The organism is Streptomyces sp. NPDC049813, from assembly GCF_044465085.1.
Lineage (GTDB): Bacteria > Actinomycetota > Actinomycetes > Streptomycetales > Streptomycetaceae > Streptomyces.
The window spans coordinates 243,656-264,627 of the sequence record NZ_JBITLI010000010.1 but is presented as its reverse complement, the minus strand read 5'-3'; the positions used below and the strand labels follow the sequence as shown (position 1 = coordinate 264,627).

Below are 20,972 nucleotides of genomic sequence, written 5' to 3'. Positions count from 1 at the left end.
TCACCATGCATCTGGACTGGACCGCACTCGGCAAGGTCGCCGTGGTCAGTTTCGGCGCGACCGTCGCCCTCGTCGCCGTCTTCGCCCTCGGTGTCCTCGGCCTGTCCCAGGTCGCCGCCGCCCGGGAGCGCGGCGCCGGCGCGGGAGTGAGTCTGGCGCAGGCGGGCGTCTGCTTCGTCGCTTGCGCGGCCGTGGTCGTGTACGGGATCTATCTGATCGTCCCGCAGTTCCACTGAGGGCGGGGCGGGCACGGCGGCCCGTCGGCGGCTCGGGGGCGCGGGCGCAGCTCTCGGGGCCGCCTGGGGCGGCGGCCGCCGAAAGCCGCCTCCCGCTCCCGCTGTTGTCCGAGCGGGCGGTCCGTGCGGGAAGGGGGCGGCTCAGGCCTGGGCCCGGGTGCCGGCGGTGCGTTCGGGCTCGTCGTCGTCCGTCTCGCGCGGTCCGAACGGCCACACCTTCTCGAAGCGCGCCCACACCACGAACGCGACGCAGCCGAGCGCCAGCCAGGCGAGCGACCACTCGATGGGGTGGCGGCCCGGGGAGTTCTTGTCCGCGTACCCGTAGATGACCAGCCAGCCGATCAGCGCGACCGCGCTCGGCAGCGGGTACAGCCACATGCGGTAGGGGCGGCGCATGTCGGGGTGGCGCCTGCGCAGCACCGTGACGGCGGCGATCTGCGCCAGGGCCTGCACGATCACCATGACGGTGGTCAGGAGCTGGATGAGGGTCTGCAGGTCGGTGTGGCGGCCGATCAGGAAGCCGATGGCGGTGATGACGCCCATGGTGGCGAGGCCGAGCGTGGGGAAGCGGTGGCGCGGGTGCAGCTTGGCGTAGGGGCGGAAGAAGACGCGGTCGCGCGCGGCGTCGTAAGGCACCCGTGAACCGCCGAGCAGCCCCGCGAAGACGGAGGCGAACGCGGTGATGAGGATGAGCACCGTCACGACGTCCGCGGCGCCCTTGCCCCAGGCCTTCTCCAGTACCGCCGAGGCGACGGACGTCGACGCGACGTCGTGCGGGTCCGTCATCCGCTGCCAGTCGATCACGCCGAGCGAGCCGATCTGGAGCAGCAGGTAGATGACCATGATGCCGAGGATCGAGTAGACGATGGAACGGGGCAGCGTGCGTCCCGGGTCCTTGATCTCGGCGCCCATGTACGCGGTGGTGTTGTAGCCGAGGTAGTCGTAGATGCCGATGGTCAGACCGGCGGCGAAGCCGATCCAGAAGTGGTTGCCGGTCACGTCGAAGGCGTGCGCCGGGTAGCTGAAGGCGCGCTCCGGGCTGAAGTCACCGGCCGCGGCGGCGATCACGAGGAGCACCGAGGCGATCATCACGGTCCACATCACGACCGTGATCCGTGCGATGTGCTCGATGCCCCGCCACAGCAGCAGTACCACCAGAGCGATGACGCCGAGGCCGATCAGGTCGCCGGAGGTGCGGCCCAGGCCGGGGGCGAGATAGCCGAGGTACTGGACGAATCCGACCACACCCGTGGACATGATCAGCGGGATGAAGAGCATCGCCGTCCACACGAACAGGAACGGCATGAGGCGGCCGGTGCGGTGCTTGAAGGCCCGGCGCAGGTACACGTAGCTGCCGCCGGATCCGGGCATCGCGGCGCCGAGTTCGGCCCAGACGAGTCCGTCGGCGAGCGCCAGGACCGCCCCCGCCACGAACCCCATGACGGCTTGCGGGCCGCCGAACGCGGTGACCATCAGCGGGATGGTGACGAACGGTCCGATCCCGCACATCTGGCTCATGTTGATCGCGGTCGCCTGGAACAGCCCGATGCGGCGTACGAAGCCGTCGGGCACGGGTGGGGTGGTGGACACGAGGGCCTCCCCGGCCTGGTGTGGGGGACGTGCGAGGGGCGGGCGGTTCGGTGGGCCGGCGCGGGGGTTCGCGGGAGGAACGGCACGCCGGGCCTGATTAAGTTAAGTACCTTTACTATGACCGTCAAGAGGGTGGCGGCGATCCGTCGGGGAGCATGCGCGAGGATGATGCGGTGACCAGCGGGGACGAGGGTGCGGACCAGCCCATGAACGCGCAGCGGCAGCGCCGTGCGAACGAGCGCCTGTTGCTCGACCGGCTGCGCGCGGACGGCCCCTCGTCCCGGGCCCAACTGGCCCGCGTCACCGGCCTGTCCAAGCCGACGGTCTCCAGCGCCCTGGCCTCGCTCGAAGGCTCGGGTCTGGTCCGCGAGGCCGGCACCCGCACCCCGGAGCGCGGTCGCGGCCGGGCCTCCGTCCTCTACGTCCCCGACCCGGCGGCGGGGTACGCCCTGGGCATCGACATCGGCCGCACCTGGCTGCGGGTCGCGCTCGCCGATCTGGACGGCACGCTCGTGGCCCGCCTGGAGGTACGCAACCAGGCCCGCACCTCGGCCGCCCTGACCGCGCTCGTGGTCGGCACCGCCGACCAGTTGATCGAGCGGGCGAAGGTGCCCCGCGAGAAGATCGCCCAGGCCGTGGTGGGCACGCCCGGCGTGTACGACGCGCAGACGCGCCGGGTGCGCTACGCCCAGCATCTGCCCGGCTGGGGCAGGGCCGGGCTGATCGACGAGGTACGGGACCAGTTGGGCATCCCGCTCGCCGTGCACAACGACGCGAACCTCGCCGCGCTCGGCGAGTACACCTTCGGCGCCGGAGCGGGCAGCCGCCTCTTCGTGTACGTCATGATCGGCACGGGGCTCGGCATGGGGGTGGTCAGCGGCGGCCGGCTCTTCACCGGGGCGCACGGCGGGGCGGGCGAGATCGGTTTCCTGCCCTGGCCCGGCCGGCACCGGACGGACACCCTGGAGGGTGCCGTCTCCGGCGACGCGGTCGTCGCGGCCGCCCGCTCGCGCGGGATGGCGGGCCCGCTCACCGCCAAGGACGTCTTCGACGCGGCACGCGGGGGCGACGCGGCCGCGGAGGCGGCGGTGCGGGTGGAGGGCGAGCGTGTCGCGCACGCGGTGGCCGCCGTCGCCGCGGTCCTCGATCCGGACCTGGTGGCGCTCGGGGGCGGCGTCGGCCACAGCGCGGATCTGCTCCTGCGGACGGTCCGGGACACGCTGCGCTCCCTCACTCCCCTGCGCCCCAAGGTCGTCGCCAGTGCGCTCGCGGAGGACTCCGTCCTGCTGGGAGCGGTGGCGACGGGGCTGGAGACGGCCCGGGGCGTTGTCTTTGAGCGGCGCGCGGGGGGTCTGGCTCGCTGAGGGGCCTGAGGGCGTGGGCGGGGCTGTGGGTCGCGGCTCGGGACTCCGCACTCCGCTCAGCGAGGCCCGCGTCCCGTTCGGCCGTCGAGGAGTTCGCGGACGACGTCCAGGTGGCCGACGTGCCGTGCGGTCTCCTCGACGACATGCAGGATGATGCCGCGCAGATCGGCCAGTTCGTCCCCGAGGGGTTCGGGGTGGGGACCGCGTGGCGGGCCCTTCCGTTCGCCTCCGTGCGCCAATCCCTTATCCTCTTGGGAAGTCATCAACTACCGCATGACATCTGCCCGGTGTCGGAGTCGGCGTGGGGTGCGCGTCCCCGCTCCACGCCACCACTGGACGGCTTCAGGCGCAGCCACGGGTCGGCACATCCGGACGCCGGCGACCCCGTCGGCGCGTCCCGCCGGGCGGCGAAAGGGACGCGCCGTGTCTTCGGCGTCGACGAACTACCGCACTGTGCTGCGCACTTCAGGTGCCGCGGCCTTCTTCCTTCCCGCCGCTGTCGGACGTCTGGGCATCGCCATGACGGGCATCGGCATCGTCTGGCTGGTGCACGCGCGCACCGGTTCGTATGCCACCGCGGGTCTCGTCACCGGCGGCTTCGCTGTCGCGGACGCCGCTGCCGGGCCTCAGATCGGGCGTCTCGTCGACCGGTTCGGGCAGACGCGGGTACTTCCCTATGTGCTGGGTGCTCATGCCGGGGCCGTGGCGTCGCTGCTGTCGTCGGCAGGACGCCGAGCCGGTTCCATGATGGCGGGAGCGGGCCTTCGGCCCAGGCTTGGAAGGGGTGGGGGTGACAGGCATGGCGAAACACGGGGAACGTCTACGTCACCGTGGTCGGTTCGGCCCCCTCGGGAACTCCGGGTACCGGCCTGCTGTGCCTGCCGATCGCGGCGTGTGCGCAGGGCGCGCGGACCGCGGACGCGGCCTGTCGTGCGGCGTGGGAGCTGGGTGCGGGGATCGCGCCCAGCGGTGACTTCGAGGACGCGTACCGTGCGCTGTCGGCCGAGGAGCGGCAGCGCGCGCTGGAGGTGGCCCGGCGGACGTTGCCCGTCCTCAGGGCAGCGCGGGGGCGCGGCGCCGCTGAGGACGCGGCCCAGCTCGACATCCTGCTGTCGCTGATCGCGCCGTCCGACGACAGGCGGGCGCTGCGCCAGCACGGCCCCGCTCGGACTGGGGCTGCTCCAACGCGACGCGGCGGCCGTCCTGGACGCCGGTGGAGCGGCGTCGGCCGAAGGAGGGCGGCTGCTGGGTAAGTTGACCCTCCTGACGCGGCGTCACGGGATGTGCCCGGCAGGCAGCGCCGCGCTCTTCGCAGCTCTGTTCCTCCTCGACAGCCTGGAGCGCGTGCGCCTCAGCCTCCCGAGGGCTGAGATCCGGGCGCTCGCGCGTCAGGCGTCCAGGCGGCGCTTGGCGAGCCAGGTGACGATCTCGGGGTCGTGGTGGTCGAAGAAGAGGGAGTTGCCGGTGTCGAGCGTGGTGATCTCGGCCATTTGCTCGTCGGTGAGCTCGAAGTCGAAGACGTCCATGTTCTCGGCCATGCGCTCGGCGCGCACCGACTTGGGGATGGCGACGACGCCACGCTGGATGAGCCAGCGCAGCACGACCTGGGCGACGGACTTGCCGTGTTCCTCACCGATCCCGGCGAGCAGCGGGTTGCTGAACAGGCCGTTCCTTCCCTCGGCGAAGCCGCCCCAGGACTGGATCTGGACCCCGTGCTCGCGCATGAGGTCCTGGTGGTCGGCGCGCTGGAAGAAGGGGTGGGTCTCGATCTGGTTGACCTGCGGGGTGATCTCGTTGTTGACGATCAGGTCGATCAGGCGGTCGGGGTAGAAGTTCGCGACGCCGATCGCCCGGGTCAAGCCTGCGCGGTGGAGGGACTCCATGGCACGCCATTGGCCGTAGACGTCGCCGAAGGGCTGGTGCATCAGGTACAGGTCGAGGTGGTCCAGGCCCAGCTTGGTCAGGGACGTCTCGAACGCGCGGCGGGTGTTGTCCTGGGCGGGGGCGTCCTGGACCCACAGCTTGGTGGTGACGAAGAGGTCGTCGCGGGGAATCCCGCTGGAGGCGACGGCGCGGCCGACCGCTTCTTCGTTGCCGTAGGCGGCGGCGGTGTCCAGCAGGCGGTAGCCGGCGGCGAGGGCTTCGGAGACGGCGCGCTCGGTGTCCTCGGCGGGGATCTGGTAGACGCCGAAGCCGAGGAGCGGCATCTCTACGCCGTTGTTGAGGGTGACGGTCCGCATTGGTGGGGTGTCCTTCGCTGTACGGGTGGGGCGGGGGCAGAGCCGGTGGTCAGGGGCGGAGGAGGGCCTTGAGGACCTCGCGGTCGGCCATCGCCCGGTAGGCGGCCGGTGCCTCGTCGAGGGCGAAGGTCCGGTCGAAGACGCGGCCGGGGGCGATCGTGCCGTCCAGGACGTCGGGCAGCAGGTGCTCGATGTAGGCGCGGGCGGGGCTGGCGCCGCCGGTCAGGGTGATGTTGCGCATGAACGCGGCCGGGCCGATCGGGCCTTGCTCGTACTGGGGGACGCCCAGGCGGCTGACGGTCCCGCCGTCGAGGACCGCGCCGAGTGCGGTGTCCAGGGCCTGGCGGGTGCCGACGGCCTCGATGACCTTGTCCACGCCGCCGGTCAGCTCCCGGATGCGGGCGATGCCCTCCGCGCCGCGTTCGGCGACCACGTCGGTGGCGCCGAACGCACGGCCCAGGCCGGTGCGGGCCTCGTGGCGGCCGGCGAGCACGATCCGCTCGGCGCCGCGCCGCTTAGCGGCGATCACCGCGCACAGGCCGACCGCGCCGTCCCCGACCACCAGCACCGCGTCACCGCGGCCGACACCGGCGGTGACGGCGCCGTGGTGGCCGGTGGTCATCACGTCGGACAGCGCGAGCAGCGACGGCAGCAGCGCGGAGTCGGCGGCCACCGGCAGCTTCACCAGGGTGCCGTCCGCGTGCGGGACGCGGACGGCTTCGCCCTGGCCGCCGTCCACGCCATCGAACCCGTAGCGGCCGCCGTCGCGGCAGGAGATGTGCAGGCCCTTGGCGCAGTAGTCGCAGGTGTTGTCGCTGTACGTGAACGGGGCGACGACCAGGTCACCGGGTTTCAGGGCGCTCACGTCGGCACCGGTCTCCTCGACGACGCCGAGGAATTCGTGGCCCATGGGGCGGCCGGTGCCGGTGGCGGGCATCGAGGCGTAGGGCCACAGGTCGCTGCCGCACACGCAGGAGGCGACGACGCGCACCACGGCGTCGGCGGGCTGGACGATCTCGGGGTCGGGCCGGTCCTCGACGCGGACGTCGCCGGCTCCGTACATCAGTGCTGCACGCATGGAAGGTCACTGCTCCAATAGGGGGACGTGCCGGGGGCCGGGGGTCAGCGTTCGAGCATCCGGGCCTGGGCCTCGTTGTGGGTGGCGCCGGCGGCGGGCGGCAGGCCGGAGAGCCGGTCGAGCTGCTCGGCGGTGAGGGTGACCGCGTCGGCGGCGGTGTTCTCCTCGACCCGGCTGACGCGCTTGGTGCCGGGGATCGGGGCGATGTCGTCGCCCTGGGCGAGCAGCCAGGCCAGCGCGATCTGACCGGGCGTGGCACCGGCCTCGTCGGCGAGCGCCGTGACCTCGTCGGCCAGTGCGAGGTTGTGCCGGAAGTTGTCGCCGGTGAAGCGGGGGTTGCCGCGGCGGAAGTCGTTCTCGTCGAACTGGTCGGTGGAGCGCACGGTGCCGGTCAGGACACCGCGGCCCAGCGGGGAGAACGGCACCAGGCCGATGTTCAGCTCCCGCAGGACGGGCAGCACGCGCTCCTCGACACCCCGGGTGAACAGGGAGTACTCGGACTGGACCGCGGTGACGGGCTGGACGGCGTGGGCCCGGCGGATGGTGTCCGGGCCGGCCTCGGAGAGCCCGAAGGCGCGGACCTTGCCCGCGGCGATCAGTTCGCCGACGGCGCCGGCCGTCTCCTCGATCGGCGTGTTCGGATCGACGCGGTGCTGGTAGTACAGGTCGATGTGATCGGTGCCCAGCCGCTTCAGGGAGCCTTCGACCGCGGTGCGGATGTTGGCCGGGCCGGAGTCCAGGTTCCCCGCGCCGTCGCCGCCGTGCGATACCAGGCCGAACTTGGTGGCGAGCACCACCTGGTCCCGGCGCCCTTTCAGCGCCCGACCGAGCAGTTCCTCGTTGGTGTAGGGGCCGTAGATCTCGGCGGTGTCGATGAGGGTGACGCCGAGCTCCAGGGCCCGGTGCACGGTCCTGATCGACTCCGCGTCGTCGGTGCCCGAGCCGGTGTAGCCGTGGGACATGCCCATGGCGCCCAGTCCGATCCGGGAGACCTCCAGGTCACGCAGGTTGACGTAGCGCATTCTGCCTTCTTCGTCCGATGGTGTGTCCGCCCCCGCGCTGTCGCCCGGCCGGGGCAGGTGGTGCCGGTCGTAGCCGGGGGACACCGCGGGGCGTCGTCCTCGTCATCCACCTTCGCCCGGATCGCGGGAATGTGGCAGGGCGAGCTCTTCGGGGGTAGTGACAGGGCCCCCCACGACCGCGCGGGACGGGTGGCCGCCGGGTGAGACTGGGGTCATGGCAGCAACGAGCGCGCACAGCGAGGGCGCCGAGCTGGGCCGCTATCTGCGCGCCCGCCGCACCCGGACCCGTCCCGAGGCCGTCGGCCTCAGCGTCGGCACCGGCATCCGCCGCACCCCCGGTCTGCGGCGCGAGGAGCTGGCCACCCTCGCCGGCATCAGCATCGACTACTACGTGCGTCTGGAGCGCGGCAAGGAGACCCGGCCCAGCCCCGCCGTCCTCGACTCGCTCGCCCGCGCCCTGCACCTGGACGAGCAGGAGCACCAGCACCTGCGCGAGCTCGCCGCCCGCGCCGCCCGGTACATGCCGGAGCCACCGCCCGCGCCCGGCCGCACCGTGCGCCCCCACCTGAAGGTGCTGCTGGAGTCGCTGCGCCCGAACCCCGCGTACGTCATCAGCCGCAGCATGGACCTGCTCGCCTGGAACCCCGGCGGCCTCGCCCTGTACGCGGGTCTGGAGGAGTGGCCCGCCAACCACCGCAACCTGGCCCGCTACCTCTTCCTGCACCCGGCGGCCCGCGACCTCTTCACCGACTGGGACCGGCAGATCACCGCGTGCGTCGCCCGCCTGCGCGCCCTCGCCGGCACGGCGCCGGACGCGCCCGATCTCACGCGTCTCGTCGGCGAGCTCCTCCTCAAGAGCCCCGACTTCGCGGGCCTGTGGGAGCGCTACGAAGTCACCGGCCGCAAGCCCGCCCACAAGACGTTCCACCACCCGCTGGTCGGGACGGTCACCCTCATCTCGCAGTCCCTGCAGGTCGAGGGAACTCCGGGGCAGCGGATCGGCGTGTACACGGCCGAGCCCGGCAGCCCCGACCAGGACGCACTGCTCCTGCTCGACATGACCGCGCCCCGGCCCGCCGGACACCCCGGCCCCGCCCCGAGCACCAGCGGCGGGCCGTCGTAGGGACACCTCCTCCAGGTCCTCCGGCACGAGCCCCTCGGTGAAGGGCACCGCCCCTCTGTCGATGTCGAACCCGTCGAATCGTCCGCCGGGCCCCGAGGTCACTTGCCGCTGTAGACGGGGAAGGCGCTGTGCTCGCCGTAGTCCACGTCGCGCAGCCCGCGCAAGGCGTCCATGTCCTGCTCGGAGATCTCGAAGTCGACCGCCGCGTTGGACCGCATGTGGTCGGGGTCGGCCGTCTTGGGCAGCGACACGGTGCCCAGTTGCAGGGTGTAGCGGATGCACAGCTGGGGGACGGACACGCCGTACTTCCGGGCCATCTCCTGGATCTCGGCGTTGTCGAGGATCGCGCCGTGGGCGATCGGCGAGTACGCCTCGACGAGGATCTGCTTGCTCGCGCAGTGGGCGAGCAGATCGGAGGGGGTGTTGCCCGCGTGCACGAGCAGCTGGTTCACGTGCGGGGTGACGCTCGCACCCTGGGCGATGTTCTCCAGGTCGTGCTGCTGGAAGTTGGAGACGCCGATCGAGCGGACCTTGCCGGCCCGGTGGGCGTCCTCCAGGGCCCGCCATGCCTCGCGGTTGCCCTCGGCGTAGTCGCCGCCCCGGAAGTCGTCCCACGGCTGCGGGCTGTGGATCAGCAGCAGGTCGACGTGGTCCAGGCCCAGCTTCTCCAGGGAGCCGTCGATCGCGGCGACCGCCCGGTCGTAGTCCTTGATCTCCGCGGCGAGCTTGGTCGAGACGAACAGCTCCTCGCGGGGCACCGACGACGTGCGGACACCCTCGCCGACACCGCGCTCGTTGCCGTACGCCTGAGCGGTGTCGATGTTGCGGTAGCCGGTCTCGACGGCCACGCGGACCGCGTCGGCGGCCTTGTCGTCGTCGATGAACCAGGTGCCGAGTCCCAGCTTGGGGATCTCGACGCCGTTGGACAGCGTGTAGGTCTCGTCGAGGACGGTCATGCGTGCGCTCCGTTCTTCGGCAGCTTGCCGTACACCTCGTCGGTGACCGGCTCCAGCCATTCGTTGCTGACGTCGTCGCCCGGCGTGATGAAGGCGACGTGGGAGAACCACGTGTCCGCCTTCGCGCCGTGCCAGTGTTTCGTGCCCGCCGGGACCCGGACCACGGTGCCCGGCTCCATGCTGACGGGCGCCTCCCCCTCGGCCTGGTACCAGCCGCTGCCCGCCGTGCACAGCAGGATCTGGTCACCGCCGCCGGCCGTGCCGTGGTGGATGTGCCAGTTGTTGCGGCAGCCCGGTTCGAAGGAGACGTTGCTGACGGGAACGTTTCCCGAGGCGAGCGGCGCCAGATAGCTCTGGCCGGTGAAGTACTGCGCGAAGGCGTCGTTCTTCTCCCCCAGCGGGAAGATCTGCGCGAAGTCGTGGACAGCCATTTCCGTTCTTTCCTTTGCTCGGTCCGCCCCGCCGCCCGTGGGGCCGCGGGGCGCTGGGTCCGCCGTGGTCAGGCGGAACGCTCGTCCGCGATCTGCTTCAGCCGGGTGATCGCGGTCATGGCGTTCGGCCATCCGGCGTAGAAGGCCAGCTGGGTGATCGCCTCGGACAGCTCCTCCACCGTGAGTCCGTTGTCCAGCGCCACGCCCAGGTGGTACGGCAGCTGCTCGCTGCGGTACAGCGCGGCCAGCACGCTCACCGTGACCAGGCTGCGGTCCCGCGGGGACAGGCCGGGCCGCTCCCACACGTCCGCGAAGAGCACCTCGTCGGTGACCTCCACCAGCTTCGGCGCGATGCCGGCCAGTTCCCGGGGTGCGGACTGCTTCGCCATGAGGTGACTCCTTGCGATGGTTCGACCATGTGGACGCGGCCCTTCCCACCGTCGGGCCTCCCGCGCCGGGCGGCATCCGCAGCCGGGTGCCCCCGCCTGCGGGCTCGGACCGCGTCCGCTGACACCATCGAGGAAACCGCAGCTCACGGCGGTGCGGAAGGCACTGCTGTGACAGGTACCGACAGGACCCCCCAGCTCCGGCGGGCCGCGTCTAGCCTGGCGGACATGGACACCGCCCAGGAGATCCGCGAGTTCCTCGCCACCCGCCGCGCCAAGATCAGTCCGCGCCAGGCCGGCCTGCCCGACTTCGGGGGCGGCAAGCGCAGGGTGCCCGGACTGCGCCGTGAGGAGGTCGCCCTGCTGGCCGGTGTGAGCATCGACGACTACGTCCGCCTGGAACGCGGTCAGCTCGCCGGCGCCTCCGAAGAGGTCCTCGACGCCCTCTGCCGGGCCCTCCAGCTCGACGAGGCCGAACGCGCCCACCTGCACGATCTGGCAGCCGCCCAGCGCCGTCGCCCACCCCGCCGCGCCACCCGCAAGCCGCGGACCCCGGTCCCGGCCAGTCTCACCCGCGTCCTGGACTCCATGACCGACGCTCCGGCCTTCATCCGCAACGGACGCCTCGACATCCTGGCCGTCAATCCGCTCGGGCGCGCCCTCTACGCCCCCTTGTTCAGCGGGCCGGCCCGCCCGGTCAACATCGCGCGCTTCCAGTTCCTCGACCCCACCAGCCGCGACTTCTTCCCCGACTGGAGCACCTCCGTCGACACCACCGTCGCCCTGCTGCGCACCGAGGCCGGCCGGGCTCCGGGCGAGACCGGGCTGACCGGCCTCGTGGGCGAACTCGTCACCCGCAGCGACGAGTTCCGCGCCGCGTGGGCCAAGCACAACGTGCGCCTGCACCACACCGGCCGCAAGTCCTTCCGCCACCCGGCCATCGGCGAACTCACCCTCGACTTCGACGCGATGGAGCTGCCGGCGCACCCCGGCCTCACGCTGACCGCCTACACCGCCGAGCCCGGCACACCCGACCACGACGCCCTGCGCCTGCTCGCCTCCTGGGCCGCCACGCACGACGAATTGGCCGACCACGAGGACTCCGCCCGCTCCTGATCCGCGATCCGCGCCGGGGGCATCGCGGCCCGGACACCTGGCGGTCCGGGGCTTCCGTGGACCATGCCGTGCGGGCCCCGTCGTGCCTGAGTCCGTGCCTGAGTCGTCGTGCCTAAGGCGCCGTGCCGGAGTCACCGTGCCTGAGCCGCCGTCAGGCAGGCCGGGGCCTCGGAGGGCCCCGCCGGCACCCGGAGCCGGCCGGCGCGGTCAGGGCTTGTACGCGAACACCCAGCGGTTGCCCGCCAGAGCGTCGTTCGGCTCGGGCAGCGGACCGCGTCCGTGCCGGTGGGTGAACTCGAAGGGCGTGTGCACCGACGTGGCCCACCCCGTGTCCGCGAGCGTGCCCGCGGAGTCGGGCCGCGGTTCCTTCGCGAAGAGGTCGAGCAGGTCGATGCCGATCTGCTGGGTCGTCGCCAGGTAGAGCGGGCTGTCTCGGTAGGTCATCAGGTCCGGTTCGAGTTTGACCTCGTACGCCAGGGCGCTGCCGGGTGTGCTCAGCCGGTCCACGGTGGCGATCAGGGACGTCTCCGCGTCGGCGGGTAGGTAGAACAGCAGTCCTTCGGCAAGCCAGACACTCGGGGCGGCGCTGTCGAAGCCGGAGTCGGCGAGTGCCGTGGCCCAGTCGGCGCGCAGGTCGACGGGGACGGGTACCCGGGCCGCCTTCGCGGTGGGCGCCGCTGCGCTGAGCACCTCGTGCTTGAAGGCGAGGACCTCCGCCCGGTCGACCTCGTGGACGACGCTGCCGGTGGGCCAGTCGAGCCGGAAGGCCCGCGTGTCCAACCCCGCGCCGAGCAGCACGACTTGGCGGGCGCCCGCCGAGTGCACCGCCTGGAGGACGAAGTCGTCCAGGACCCGGGTCCGCAGACCGAAGTAGCGCGCGAAACGCCCCCACAGCGGGTTGGCGTCCCCGTCCGGTACGTCCTGCAAGCGTGTCGGCCATCCGGCGGAGGCCGGGGCGGCGCGCACGAAGTGTTCCGCGAAGTCGTCCTGGGCGAGGCTGTCGGGGCGGTGGGTCTCGATGGCCCGGGCGGCGGCGACGAGGAGCGCGGTCGCGCCCACTCCCCCGTCGACGCCGGTGTCCTGTTGCGTGGTGGCGACCACATGTCCTCCGTCGGTTGCCGGGTGCGGTGCGCATGGCGGCCAGGCGCTGCGCTCATCGTTCGCGTGTGCTGTGCTCGTCGGCGCCGTTCCTACGGCAGCAGGACGGGTTTGACGACGCGACCCGCTGCGCAGTCGCGTTCGGCCTCGTTGATGGCGGCGAGGGGGTACGTGCGTATCAGCTCGTGGAACGGGAAGCGGCCCGCCTGCCACAGGGTGATGAGCCGCGGGATCAGCAGGCCGGGCACCGCGTCCCCCTCGCAGATGTGTGAGATGCGCCGGCCGCGGTCCAGCGCTCCGGGGGTGATCGGCAAGGTGGTGTGCAGCCGTGCCACCAGGCCGAGGTGGCCGGTCGGGCGCAGGGACCGCAGGGCGTCGTTGATCAGTGCGGGGTCGGCCGTGGTGTCGAGGGCGAAGTGCGCCCCGCCGTCGGTGAGTCGACGGATGCGCGTGGGCAGGTCGGTGGTCGTGGCGGGCAGGGGGGCCGCGCCGTAGCGCTCGGCGAGGGCGAGCCGTTCGGGGTGCTGGTCGACGGCCACGGTCAGGGCGCCCGAGGCGGTGGCGGCCATGACCGCCGCCAGGCCGACCGCGCCGGCGCCGAGGACGGCCACGGTCTGCCCCGGTCCGGCGCCGAAGGAGTTCAGGACCGCCCCGGCGCCGGTGAGGAACCCGCAGCCGAGGGGGCCGAGCAGTTCGACGGGCAAAGACGCGTCGACGCGTACGGCGTTGCGGGCCGGGACCACCGCGTACGCGGCGAACGACGACTGTCCGAACCAGCGCGGCGCCAGTGCCTGCCCCGCCGCGTCGGTGAACCTGTCGGCGTGCTCCTCGCGCCCGCCGAACAGGTTGAGTTCGGCGAAGGTGCCGCAGTAGGCCGGGGCCGCGTGCAGACAGCTCGGGCAGCGGCCGCAGGAGTCGAAGCTCAGGACGACGTGGTCGCCCTTGTCCAGGCCGGTGTGCGGCCCGCCCGTCTCCACCACGGTCCCGGCGCCCTCGTGGCCGAGGACCGCCGGCAGCGGTGAGCGTCCTCCCGACCGCCGGACCGCGAGATCCGTACGGCACATCCCGCAGCCGGCGATCCGTACGAGGACCTCGTCGCCGGCCGGTCCCGCGCGCAGCCGCACCTTCTCGACGGCGAACCGGGCCTCGGGGGAACGCAGGACGGCCGCGTCGAACGTCATCGCCCCGTCGTCGCACTCGCTCGCCATGTGCGCGGTCAGCCCGCGGCGACGGCGGCGGCCGCGTGTTCCCCGGCGTGCCGGTCCATCTGCGCCCGGAACGCCGCGATCAACTCGGGGACGATCCGGCCGGCGTCGCGGTCGCCGCCCTCGCAGACCGCACCGCGCACGCCCACGATGTCCGTGCCGATGCGGGTCAGCGCATCGAGGTCGCCCGCTTTCACGCTGCCCGCGAGGGCGGCGAGCAGCCCGGCCGCGTGGGCCCGGCGCACGAACTCCGCACAGATGTCCGGCGGTACGTGGTCGAAGAGGCGCGTCCCGTCCTTGATCGCGGTGTCGAGCATGGCGGCGTCGGAACCCGACCGTTCGGCGATGTCGGGCAGGGCGAGCGGGTTGACGCAGCCGATGCGGTGGGCGTCGGCGTAGCCCGAGGCGACGACGAAGGCGTCCGGCCGGTACTCCTTCACCGCCCGCACGACGCCGCGCATGACGTCGACGGCCTGCTCGGGCGTCGTGCAGCCGTAGAGCCCGACCTTGATGTACGTGGCTCCGGAGACGGCCGCGCCGAGGGCGGCCTGCGCCACCGTGCCCGGCTTGTACGGCACGTCTCCCACGGTGGCGGAGACCGGTGTGGCGGCGGGGACCGCCGCGCGGATCTCCTTGATGACCCAGGGGAAGTTCGCGCCGAGCGAGCCCTCCGCGGGTCTCTTCACGTCCACGATGTCGAGATGGTCCGCCGCCTTCGCGCACTCGACGGCTTCCTCGACACTGTCCGGGGAGATCAGAAGTAACAACGTGCTCTCCTCTCCGCGCCGCACCGCGAGGCCCGCGCATGCGGGCCGGGCGGGCGAGCGCGCTGGCGTCTCTCGCGGTGTCGTCATCATCAGCGGCGGCCCGTGGCCACCGGTAGGGCGCAAGAAGAGCGAGCGAGGTGCCGGCCGCGGTGCGCGTGCGCCGTGCACGCCGGTGCAACCGGTTCCCCGGGGCGTTCATGCCGCCGCCGTGCCATCTTCACTCTTTCTGTTGATGCCCTGCCGGTCTTCCCGGAGCGCCGGGTCCCGGGACCCGCATAGTTGCTGCTCGGCCGGCCGGGAGCGGCCGTCTCCTGGACACATGAAAGGTGGACATACATGCGTGCCGAAGCAGTCACACGTGTGAAGCTGGTCTTCAAGCTGTTCGACGCCGACGGCAACGGGGTCCTGGAGGACGACGACTTCACACTGATGAGCGACCGGGTCGCCGCGGCGGTGCCCGACGCCGACCAGGAGCGCACGCGGGCGATGCGCGCCAGTTTCCAGCAGTACTGGGAGACGCTGGTCCGTGAACTCGACGCCGACGGGGACGGCCGGATCACGTACGAGGAGTTCCAGGCGTGCGTCCTGTCGCCGGAGCGTTTCAACGAGGCCGTCGACGCGTTCGCGGCCGGTTTCTCGCACTTCGGTGACGTGGACGGCAGCGGCACGGTCACCCGGCCCGTCTTCATCGGCATGATGCGGGGCGTCGGCTTCGAACTCGCCAACATCGAGGCTCTGTTCGACGCGTTCGAGCCCGATGCCGCCGACCGGATCCGGGTCGACGTCTGGGAGGCCGAGATCAAGAACTACTACGCGCCCGACAAGGGCGGCGTCCCGGCGGATCTGCTGGCGGCCGGTGTGGCGGCCTGAATCCGACCGGCCCGGTCCGACCGGTGTGATCCGACGGGGTCCGGCCCGACCGGTGTGATCCGACCGGGTCCGGCCCGACCGGCGTGCCGGGGCCCGCTTCCGATGGAGCGGGCCCCGGCTTCATGGCCGCGGCTTCATGGCCGCGGCTTCGTCGCCCCGACTTCGTGGCGTCAGCGGGAGGCCGTCGCCGCGAGCACAGTCCGGTCAGTGGCCCACTGGAACGAGGGACAAATGGCCCAGCTGGTCATGCCACTTCTCTTCTAGGCTCGTAAGTGCGGCCGCGAGCCCCGCTCCTCAGTCCCCCTACTCCGAGGAACCTCCCATGCAAGCCATCACCGTTCAGGACCGCGCCGCCGGTGTCAGCGGCCTGACGCTCTCCGAACTGCCCCACCCTCATGCCGCCGAGAACGACGTGATCGTGCGCGTCCACGCCGCCGGGTTCACCCCGGGCGAGCTGGAGTGGCCCGGCACCTGGACCGACCGGGCCGGCCGCGACCGGACGCCGAGCGTGCCCGGGCACGAGCTGTCCGGCGTGGTCACCGAGCTCGGGTACGGCACCACCGGGCTCACGGTCGGGCAGCGTGTCTTCGGCCTGACCGACTGGACCCGCAACGGTTCGCTGGCCCAGTACACGGCGGTCGAGGCCCGCAATCTCGCCCCGCTCCCGGCCGACATCGACCACGTCACGGCCGCCGCGCTGCCGATCTCCGGGCTGACGGCCTGGCAGGGGCTGTTCGACCACGGCCACCTCGGCACCGGCCAGAGCGTGCTCGTCCACGGCTCCGCGGGCGGCGTCGGTTCGATCGCCGTCCAGCTGGCCCGCGAGGCGGGCGCCCGGGTGATCGCCACCGGCCGCGCCGGTGACCGCGACACCGCCCTCGGTCTCGGCGCGCACGCGTTCGTCGACCTGGAGGCCGAGAAGCTGGAGGATGCCGGCGAGGTCGATGTCGTGTTCGACGTGATCGGCGGTGAGATCCTCGAGCGTTCCACGGCCCTGGTCCGCCCCGGCGGCACCCTGGTGACGATCGCCGAGCCGGTCACCGTCCACCCGCGCGACGGCCGGGCCGTCTTCTTCGTCGTCGAACCCGACCGCTCCCGCCTCGCCCACCTCGCCCGGCGACTGCGGGACGGGCGCCTCCAGCCGCTCGTCGGCGCCGTGCGGCCACTGGCCGAGACGGCCTCGGCGTTCGCACCGTCCGAACGCGTCCACGGCAAGACGATCATCCGCGTCACCGAGGACTGACCGATCGCCGTAGGCCGGCCGAGCGGCCTACGGGCACCTTCAGCCGCCCGCGCCCGGGGGGTCAGGAAGGCGTACCCGCCGCGGGTGACGGCTCCACGCCGATGACCTTGCGATAGACCCGTGCCCCGTCGCCGTAGTCGTCGATGGCGTAGTGCCAGGTGGCGCGGTTGTCCCAGCAGACATAGTCGCCGGGGCGCCAGCCGCGCGCTCACGGATGCCAGGAGCTCCTTGAAGGGCTGGGAGAGGTCGTCGTACGCGGCCTGCAGATCCGCCCAGAGCATGTGACCGCCGAGTTCGGGCGCCACCTCGTAGGGCAGCGACTCGACGGCACCTTGTGGTCGAGGAAGGCCTGGCGCAGGGCGTCGGCGGTGGTGTCGTCGATGGGGGCGGTCAGGTCGATTCCGGTGATCTCGGCGCCGAAGCGCGGTCCGGTCCGGACGACCTCGAAGGGGGCGACGCTGCTTGTGATCGACATGGGGCCGAAGCTAGTGAGACGCCAAGTGCCGGTCGCAGCAGGGCAGTTGAAGAGCACGAGACTGCAATGGCGCTTTCACGCGGCTGCCACGCGCGTGTCAAGAGCGGGCTCGTGGCGGTTCCTGACCGGCCGCCGGGTCCGGAGCCGGGGTGAGTCGGTCCTTCCAGCGCCGCAAGGTGTGCTCGCCGCCGTCCCGGGAGCCGCGGTCGAAGGCACTCCGGTACGCGGCAGGCCCGAGCGTGGTGCGCAGTGCCGCGGCGATCCGGTCCACGTCGCCGCGTTCGGCGGGCGGCAACGGGGCGTCGACGCCGCGGCGTTCGGCCTCGGCCGCGCCGAGGAGGGCGGCCGCCGCTTCGGGGGCGCGGGTCGTCAGCGCGCCGGCCAGGCCCTCCAGGGAGAGCGCGAGGGCGCGGGGTTCGTCGAGGGCCCGGGCCACGGTGAGGCCGCGCAGGTGAAGGGCGATCGCCTCGTCGGGACGGGAGCGGAGTTCGGCGAGGAAACCGAGTTCGGCGAGGCGCAGGTGCTCGCCCGCGGGGGACGACGCCTGGGCGAACCCGTCGCGCAGCCGCGCGAGGTGATCCTGCGCGGCAGCGAGGTCGCCGGACCGCCGCGCGCCGAGGGCCAGGCCCATCTCGGCGTGGATCTCGGCGTACGCGTACCCCTGCTCGGCGGCGATCGCGCGGGCCTGCCGGTGCAGGGCGCGGGCACGGTCCCAGTCCCGGGCGAGCAGGGCGAGCCGCCCGAGTCCGGACAGGCGCGCGGACACCTCGGCAGGCAGGCCCAGGTCGCGGGCGATGCGCAGGCCGTCCCGCTGCAACCGTTCGGCCTCCTCGTACGCCCCCTTGATCTCGGCGAGGGTGGCGAGGGGCGGCACTGTCTGCAACTCACCCCAGTTGTCTCCCAGTTCACGGAAGAGCCGGGCGCCGTGGTGGCCGTCGCGGTCCAGTCCCGCGAGGTCGCCCCGGTCCAGCGCGAGCCGGGCCCGCAGCCCCAGGGCTGCCGCTGTCCCCCAGGTGTCGTCGAACGCTGCGAACAGGCGCAGCGCGGTGGAGTTGAGGGTGTCGGCGTCGTGGGCGCCACCCGCGCTGAAGAGTCCGTACGCGCAGAGCCACAGCGCGCGGGCGCGCCGGACCGGGTCGGGGGCGCCGGGCGCACAGCCGTCGGCCGGGACGCGAGCGGCTTCGGTGCCGCGCCCCTCGGTGAGGAGGGTGAACGCCCGCAGCAGGAGCAGGAGTTCGGTGGGCGGCTCGGGCGCGGCGGGCGAGACATGGCCGAGGACCGCGCCCAGCGCGCGGCGGGCTTCGGTGAGGCGGCCGCGCAGCAGCCACCACCAGGTGAGGGCGCCGGTGAGGCGCTCGGCGGGAGCGCTGTCTCCGGCGGCGGCCAGGCGCATGGCCGTGTCGAGGGCGGCGCGCAGGTTTCCCGCCTCTGCGTCCAACTGGCCGAGCCGGTGCCGCTGTTCGGGGCCGCGCAGACCGGGCTCGGCGTGTTCGGCGAGCTCCAGGTAGTACGCGAGGTGGCGGCGCCGGGTCGCGGTGAGGTCGGCCATCTCGTGCATCCGCTCGACGGCGTACGCGGCCACGGACTCCAGGAGGTGGTAGCGCGGGCCGGCCGGGCCGCTCGCCACGACGACGAGGGAACGGTCGACGAGCCGGGTGACGAGGTCGAGCACCTCGGTTCCGGTCACCCCGTCGCCCGCGGTGACGGCCTCCGCCGCCGCCAGGTCGCAGCCGTCGCTGAAGACGGCGAGGCGGCGCAGCACGATCCGTTCCGGGGCGCTGAGCAGCTCCCAGCTCCAGTCGATGACGGCGCGCAGGGTCTGCTGCCGGGCCGGGGCGTCGCGCCGACCGCTGGTGAGCACCTGGAAACGGTTCTCCAGGCGGGCGGCGAGTGCCTGGACGCCGAGGGCGCGGACGCGGGTCGCGGCGAGTTCCAGGGCGAGCGGGATGCCGTCGAGGCGGCGGCAGATCTCCGCGACGGCGGCGCGTTCGGCGGGTCCGGCGGCCGCGGGGTCGGCGGAGAAGCCCGGTGCGGAGGCGGCGGCGCGTTCGGTGAAGAGGCGCACCGCGTCCGGCGCGGCCAGCGGTTCGACGAGGACGACGGCCTCGCCGGTCAGCCCGAGCGGCTCCTGGCTGGTGGTGAGCACGCGCAGCCCGGGGGCGGCCGACAGGAGGCGGGCGGCGAGTCCGGCGGCGGCGTCGACCACGTGCTCGCAGTTGTCCAGGACCAGGAGGGCACGGCGGTCGCGCAGCGCGGCGGTGAGGGACTGGGCGGGAGAGGGCGCGCTGCCGCTGTCGGGGGGCGTGGACGCGGGCATGGGGGTGGAACCGGATGTCGGTGTGCGTGTGGCTTTGGAACCGGGTGTGGCCGTCGCGGTGGGGGCTGCCGTGCGGGTGGGTCCTGCGTCGTCGCGTACGCCGAGTGCGGTGGCGACGACGTCGGCGAGGTCCGCGACCGAGCCGGAGCGCAGGCCCGACAACTCGACGAGCCAGCTGTCCGGGGTCTCCGCCGCGGCGGCGATCGCGAGACGCGTCTTGCCGACACCACCGGGACCGGTGAGAGTCACCAGCCGTGCGGACGTGAGGAGTTGGCGGACCTGAGCCACTGTGCCGTCCCGGCCGATGAGGGCGGTGAGAGGGGTGGGGAGGTCGCCCGGTGGGGCGGGAAGGTCACCGGATCGGGTGAGAGAGGGGCTGCCGGGCTGGCTGCGAGGGGCGTCCGCCACAGGCGAGGGGCTGCCCGGCGCGGTGGGGTGCGCCGGGGTGGGCGTCGGCGGGTCGGACGGAGTCCGCGGCGACACCTGCCCGGCAGGGGGAGTCCACGAGGAGTTCGGCGCGCCGGGCGGTGGCCATGCTCGTGCGCCCGCCGGTGGGGCGAGCCTCGGGTCCTGGCGCAGCAACGCCGTGTGGAGCGCGGTCAGTTCCGGGCCGGGATCCACGCCCAGCTCCTCGGCGAGCCGGACGCGCAACTCCTCATAACCGGCGAGAGCTTCGCTCTGGCGTCCGGCTGCGTACAGGGCACGTAGGTGCAGGGCGCGCAGGCGTTCCCGCAGGGGGTGGGCGCTGACGAGTTCCGTCAACTCCCCTACGAGTGACGTGTGGTCGCCCAGCTCAAGGCGGGCCGCGGCTCGCTCCTCCAGGGCGGTGAGCCGCTCCTCGGCCAGGCGGTCGGCGACGGGACGGGCGAAGTCGGCGTCCGCGAAGTCCGCGTACGCGGGTCCGCGCCACAGCTCCAGCGCCCCGGTCAGCAGGGCGTCGCGGTCGGCGGGGGCCGGTGCGGCGGCGGCCCGGGCCGTCAGCTCCCTGAACCGTGCGGCGTCGACCTCGTCCGCGCGCAGGTCCAGGTGGTAGCCGGGCGGGCGGTGCACGACACGGGTCTTGCCGAGGACACGGCGCAGCTGGGAGACGCGGGCCTGGAGGGCGCCGGGCGGGTTGGCCGGCGGCCGGGTCTCCCACAGGGCGTCGATCAGCCGGTCCGCCGGGACGGTCCCACCGTCCTGGGCCAGCAGCATCGCGAGCAGCGCGCGGACCTTGGCCTCGGGGACCGTGACCTCTTGCCCGTCGTCGTCGTGGACCACGAGTGGTCCGAGCACCCCGAACTGCATGACGATCACCCTATCCGGCGGGCCGGACGCGCGCTCCGCCTCCGGGGCGGCGGGCCGCGCGAGGGTGCGGCCGGCCAGGCGAGGGCGCGGCGGGCCGCACGAGGGTGCCGCGGAAGGAAGGGTTCGCAGGTGCTTCGGCGCCGCCCGAACCGTGCGGCACGGTCGCCC

Annotated in this window: 19 protein-coding genes and 2 pseudogenes; 6 read left to right on the top strand and 15 right to left on the bottom strand. The window is 73.0% G+C overall.

Annotation, left to right across the window (positions count from 1 at the left end):
- Positions 1–5: 5 nt before the first annotated feature.
- On the top strand, positions 6–236 hold the full coding sequence (locus ACIBW6_RS21900; protein WP_399062028.1) for a hypothetical protein: 231 nt from the start codon (positions 6–8) through the stop codon (positions 234–236).
- Positions 237–377: 141 nt separating this feature from the next.
- Here ACIBW6_RS21900 and ACIBW6_RS21895 read toward each other — a convergent pair whose 3' ends face one another.
- Complete coding sequence (locus ACIBW6_RS21895) at positions 378–1,826, bottom strand: APC family permease (RefSeq protein ID WP_399062026.1); 1,449 nt, start codon at positions 1,824–1,826, stop codon at positions 378–380.
- Between the two features lie 155 nt (positions 1,827–1,981).
- Between ACIBW6_RS21895 and ACIBW6_RS21890 the strand changes: the two genes are divergently transcribed.
- The gene (locus tag ACIBW6_RS21890) at positions 1,982–3,190 is read left to right on the top strand and encodes an ROK family protein (RefSeq protein ID WP_399062024.1); all 1,209 of its coding nucleotides are present in this window, start codon (positions 1,982–1,984) and stop codon (positions 3,188–3,190) included.
- A gap of 56 nt (positions 3,191–3,246) precedes the next feature.
- Here ACIBW6_RS21890 and ACIBW6_RS21885 read toward each other — a convergent pair.
- The 5 genes and pseudogenes from ACIBW6_RS21885 to ACIBW6_RS21865 form a co-directional block, all read right to left on the bottom strand.
- A pseudogene (locus tag ACIBW6_RS21885) lies at positions 3,247–3,378 on the bottom strand (DUF664 domain-containing protein); the annotation flags it as partial.
- 277 nt (positions 3,379–3,655) lie between these two features.
- Positions 3,656–3,883 (bottom strand): hypothetical protein, encoded by a 228-nt coding sequence (locus ACIBW6_RS21880; RefSeq protein ID WP_399062022.1) that lies wholly within the window; start codon positions 3,881–3,883, stop codon positions 3,656–3,658.
- Between the two features lie 695 nt (positions 3,884–4,578).
- On the bottom strand, positions 4,579–5,430 hold the full coding sequence (locus ACIBW6_RS21875) for an aldo/keto reductase (protein WP_399062020.1): 852 nt from the start codon (positions 5,428–5,430) through the stop codon (positions 4,579–4,581).
- A 49-nt stretch (positions 5,431–5,479) separates the two neighbouring features.
- Positions 5,480–6,508: a zinc-binding dehydrogenase gene (locus ACIBW6_RS21870; protein ID WP_399062018.1), complete on the bottom strand. Its 1,029-nt coding sequence runs from the start codon at positions 6,506–6,508 to the stop codon at positions 5,480–5,482.
- Positions 6,509–6,552: 44 nt separating this feature from the next.
- A complete protein-coding gene (locus ACIBW6_RS21865) occupies positions 6,553–7,530 on the bottom strand; it encodes an aldo/keto reductase (RefSeq protein ID WP_399062016.1) in 978 nt (325 codons plus the stop codon).
- A gap of 214 nt (positions 7,531–7,744) precedes the next feature.
- Here ACIBW6_RS21865 and ACIBW6_RS21860 point away from each other — a divergent pair, with 214 nt between their 5' ends.
- A complete protein-coding gene (locus tag ACIBW6_RS21860; RefSeq protein WP_399062014.1) occupies positions 7,745–8,653 on the top strand; it encodes a helix-turn-helix transcriptional regulator in 909 nt (302 codons plus the stop codon).
- A gap of 98 nt (positions 8,654–8,751) precedes the next feature.
- On the opposite strand, the gene ACIBW6_RS21855 is transcribed toward ACIBW6_RS21860, so the two are convergent.
- From ACIBW6_RS21855 to ACIBW6_RS21845, 3 genes are all read right to left on the bottom strand, one after another.
- Positions 8,752–9,609: an aldo/keto reductase gene (locus ACIBW6_RS21855; RefSeq protein ID WP_399062012.1), complete on the bottom strand. Its 858-nt coding sequence runs from the start codon at positions 9,607–9,609 to the stop codon at positions 8,752–8,754.
- Positions 9,606–10,040, bottom strand: a complete 435-nt coding sequence (locus ACIBW6_RS21850; RefSeq protein ID WP_399062011.1) for a cupin domain-containing protein — start codon at positions 10,038–10,040, stop codon at positions 9,606–9,608. Before ACIBW6_RS21850 ends, ACIBW6_RS21855 begins: the two co-directional genes overlap by 4 nt.
- Before the next feature lie 68 nt (positions 10,041–10,108).
- The gene (locus ACIBW6_RS21845) at positions 10,109–10,429 is read right to left on the bottom strand and encodes a carboxymuconolactone decarboxylase family protein (RefSeq protein WP_399062009.1); all 321 of its coding nucleotides are present in this window, start codon (positions 10,427–10,429) and stop codon (positions 10,109–10,111) included.
- A 225-nt stretch (positions 10,430–10,654) separates the two neighbouring features.
- On the opposite strand from ACIBW6_RS21845, the gene ACIBW6_RS21840 reads away from it, so the two are divergent.
- The gene (locus ACIBW6_RS21840) at positions 10,655–11,542 is read left to right on the top strand and encodes a helix-turn-helix transcriptional regulator (RefSeq protein ID WP_399062007.1); all 888 of its coding nucleotides are present in this window, start codon (positions 10,655–10,657) and stop codon (positions 11,540–11,542) included.
- A 207-nt stretch (positions 11,543–11,749) separates the two neighbouring features.
- On the opposite strand, the gene ACIBW6_RS21835 is transcribed toward ACIBW6_RS21840, so the two are convergent.
- From ACIBW6_RS21835 to ACIBW6_RS21825, 3 genes are all read right to left on the bottom strand, one after another.
- Positions 11,750–12,643, bottom strand: a complete 894-nt coding sequence (locus tag ACIBW6_RS21835; RefSeq protein ID WP_399062005.1) for a class I SAM-dependent methyltransferase — start codon at positions 12,641–12,643, stop codon at positions 11,750–11,752.
- 89 nt (positions 12,644–12,732) lie between these two features.
- Positions 12,733–13,821 (bottom strand): NAD(P)-dependent alcohol dehydrogenase, encoded by a 1,089-nt coding sequence (locus ACIBW6_RS21830; protein ID WP_399062102.1) that lies wholly within the window; start codon positions 13,819–13,821, stop codon positions 12,733–12,735.
- Between the two features lie 35 nt (positions 13,822–13,856).
- Positions 13,857–14,612 carry a (5-formylfuran-3-yl)methyl phosphate synthase gene (locus tag ACIBW6_RS21825; protein ID WP_399062003.1) on the bottom strand — a complete coding sequence of 252 codons (756 nt, stop codon included), beginning with the start codon at positions 14,610–14,612 and terminating at the stop codon, positions 13,857–13,859.
- Positions 14,613–14,948: 336 nt separating this feature from the next.
- On the opposite strand from ACIBW6_RS21825, the gene ACIBW6_RS21820 reads away from it, so the two are divergent.
- Entirely contained in the window at positions 14,949–15,482 is a 534-nt protein-coding gene (locus tag ACIBW6_RS21820; protein ID WP_399062001.1) for an EF-hand domain-containing protein, read from the top strand.
- Between the two features lie 322 nt (positions 15,483–15,804).
- Positions 15,805–16,725, top strand: a complete 921-nt coding sequence (locus ACIBW6_RS21815) for an NADP-dependent oxidoreductase (RefSeq protein WP_399061999.1) — start codon at positions 15,805–15,807, stop codon at positions 16,723–16,725.
- Between the two features lie 61 nt (positions 16,726–16,786).
- Here ACIBW6_RS21815 and ACIBW6_RS21810 read toward each other — a convergent pair.
- The 3 genes and pseudogenes from ACIBW6_RS21810 to ACIBW6_RS21800 form a co-directional block, all read right to left on the bottom strand.
- Positions 16,787–16,912, bottom strand: a pseudogene (locus tag ACIBW6_RS21810) (TauD/TfdA family dioxygenase); the annotation flags it as partial.
- A gap of 21 nt (positions 16,913–16,933) precedes the next feature.
- Complete coding sequence (locus ACIBW6_RS21805) at positions 16,934–17,200, bottom strand: hypothetical protein (RefSeq protein WP_399061997.1); 267 nt, start codon at positions 17,198–17,200, stop codon at positions 16,934–16,936.
- A 97-nt stretch (positions 17,201–17,297) separates the two neighbouring features.
- Positions 17,298–20,804 carry an AfsR/SARP family transcriptional regulator gene (locus ACIBW6_RS21800; RefSeq protein ID WP_399061995.1) on the bottom strand — a complete coding sequence of 1,169 codons (3,507 nt, stop codon included), beginning with the start codon at positions 20,802–20,804 and terminating at the stop codon, positions 17,298–17,300.
- Positions 20,805–20,972: the final 168 nt, after the last annotated feature.

Coding starts and splice junctions, on each gene's coding strand:
- ACIBW6_RS21850 (WP_399062011.1), bottom strand. CDS start 10,040: ATGGCTGTCCACGACTTCGCGCAGATCTTCCCGCTGGGGGAGAAGAAC.
- ACIBW6_RS21875 (WP_399062020.1), bottom strand. CDS start 5,430: ATGCGGACCGTCACCCTCAACAACGGCGTAGAGATGCCGCTCCTCGGC.
- ACIBW6_RS21870 (WP_399062018.1), bottom strand. CDS start 6,508: ATGCGTGCAGCACTGATGTACGGAGCCGGCGACGTCCGCGTCGAGGAC.
- ACIBW6_RS21805 (WP_399061997.1), bottom strand. CDS start 17,200: ATGTCGATCACAAGCAGCGTCGCCCCCTTCGAGGTCGTCCGGACCGGA.
- ACIBW6_RS21890 (WP_399062024.1), top strand. CDS start 1,982: ATGCGCGAGGATGATGCGGTGACCAGCGGGGACGAGGGTGCGGACCAG.
- ACIBW6_RS21880 (WP_399062022.1), bottom strand. CDS start 3,883: ATGAGCACCCAGCACATAGGGAAGTACCCGCGTCTGCCCGAACCGGTC.
- ACIBW6_RS21840 (WP_399062007.1), top strand. CDS start 10,655: ATGGACACCGCCCAGGAGATCCGCGAGTTCCTCGCCACCCGCCGCGCC.
- ACIBW6_RS21855 (WP_399062012.1), bottom strand. CDS start 9,609: ATGACCGTCCTCGACGAGACCTACACGCTGTCCAACGGCGTCGAGATC.
- ACIBW6_RS21820 (WP_399062001.1), top strand. CDS start 14,949: ATGCGTGCCGAAGCAGTCACACGTGTGAAGCTGGTCTTCAAGCTGTTC.
- ACIBW6_RS21860 (WP_399062014.1), top strand. CDS start 7,745: ATGGCAGCAACGAGCGCGCACAGCGAGGGCGCCGAGCTGGGCCGCTAT.
- ACIBW6_RS21865 (WP_399062016.1), bottom strand. CDS start 7,530: ATGCGCTACGTCAACCTGCGTGACCTGGAGGTCTCCCGGATCGGACTG.
- ACIBW6_RS21800 (WP_399061995.1), bottom strand. CDS start 20,804: ATGCAGTTCGGGGTGCTCGGACCACTCGTGGTCCACGACGACGACGGG.
- ACIBW6_RS21845 (WP_399062009.1), bottom strand. CDS start 10,429: ATGGCGAAGCAGTCCGCACCCCGGGAACTGGCCGGCATCGCGCCGAAG.
- ACIBW6_RS21815 (WP_399061999.1), top strand. CDS start 15,805: ATGCAAGCCATCACCGTTCAGGACCGCGCCGCCGGTGTCAGCGGCCTG.
- ACIBW6_RS21830 (WP_399062102.1), bottom strand. CDS start 13,821: ATGACGTTCGACGCGGCCGTCCTGCGTTCCCCCGAGGCCCGGTTCGCC.
- ACIBW6_RS21900 (WP_399062028.1), top strand. CDS start 6: ATGCATCTGGACTGGACCGCACTCGGCAAGGTCGCCGTGGTCAGTTTC.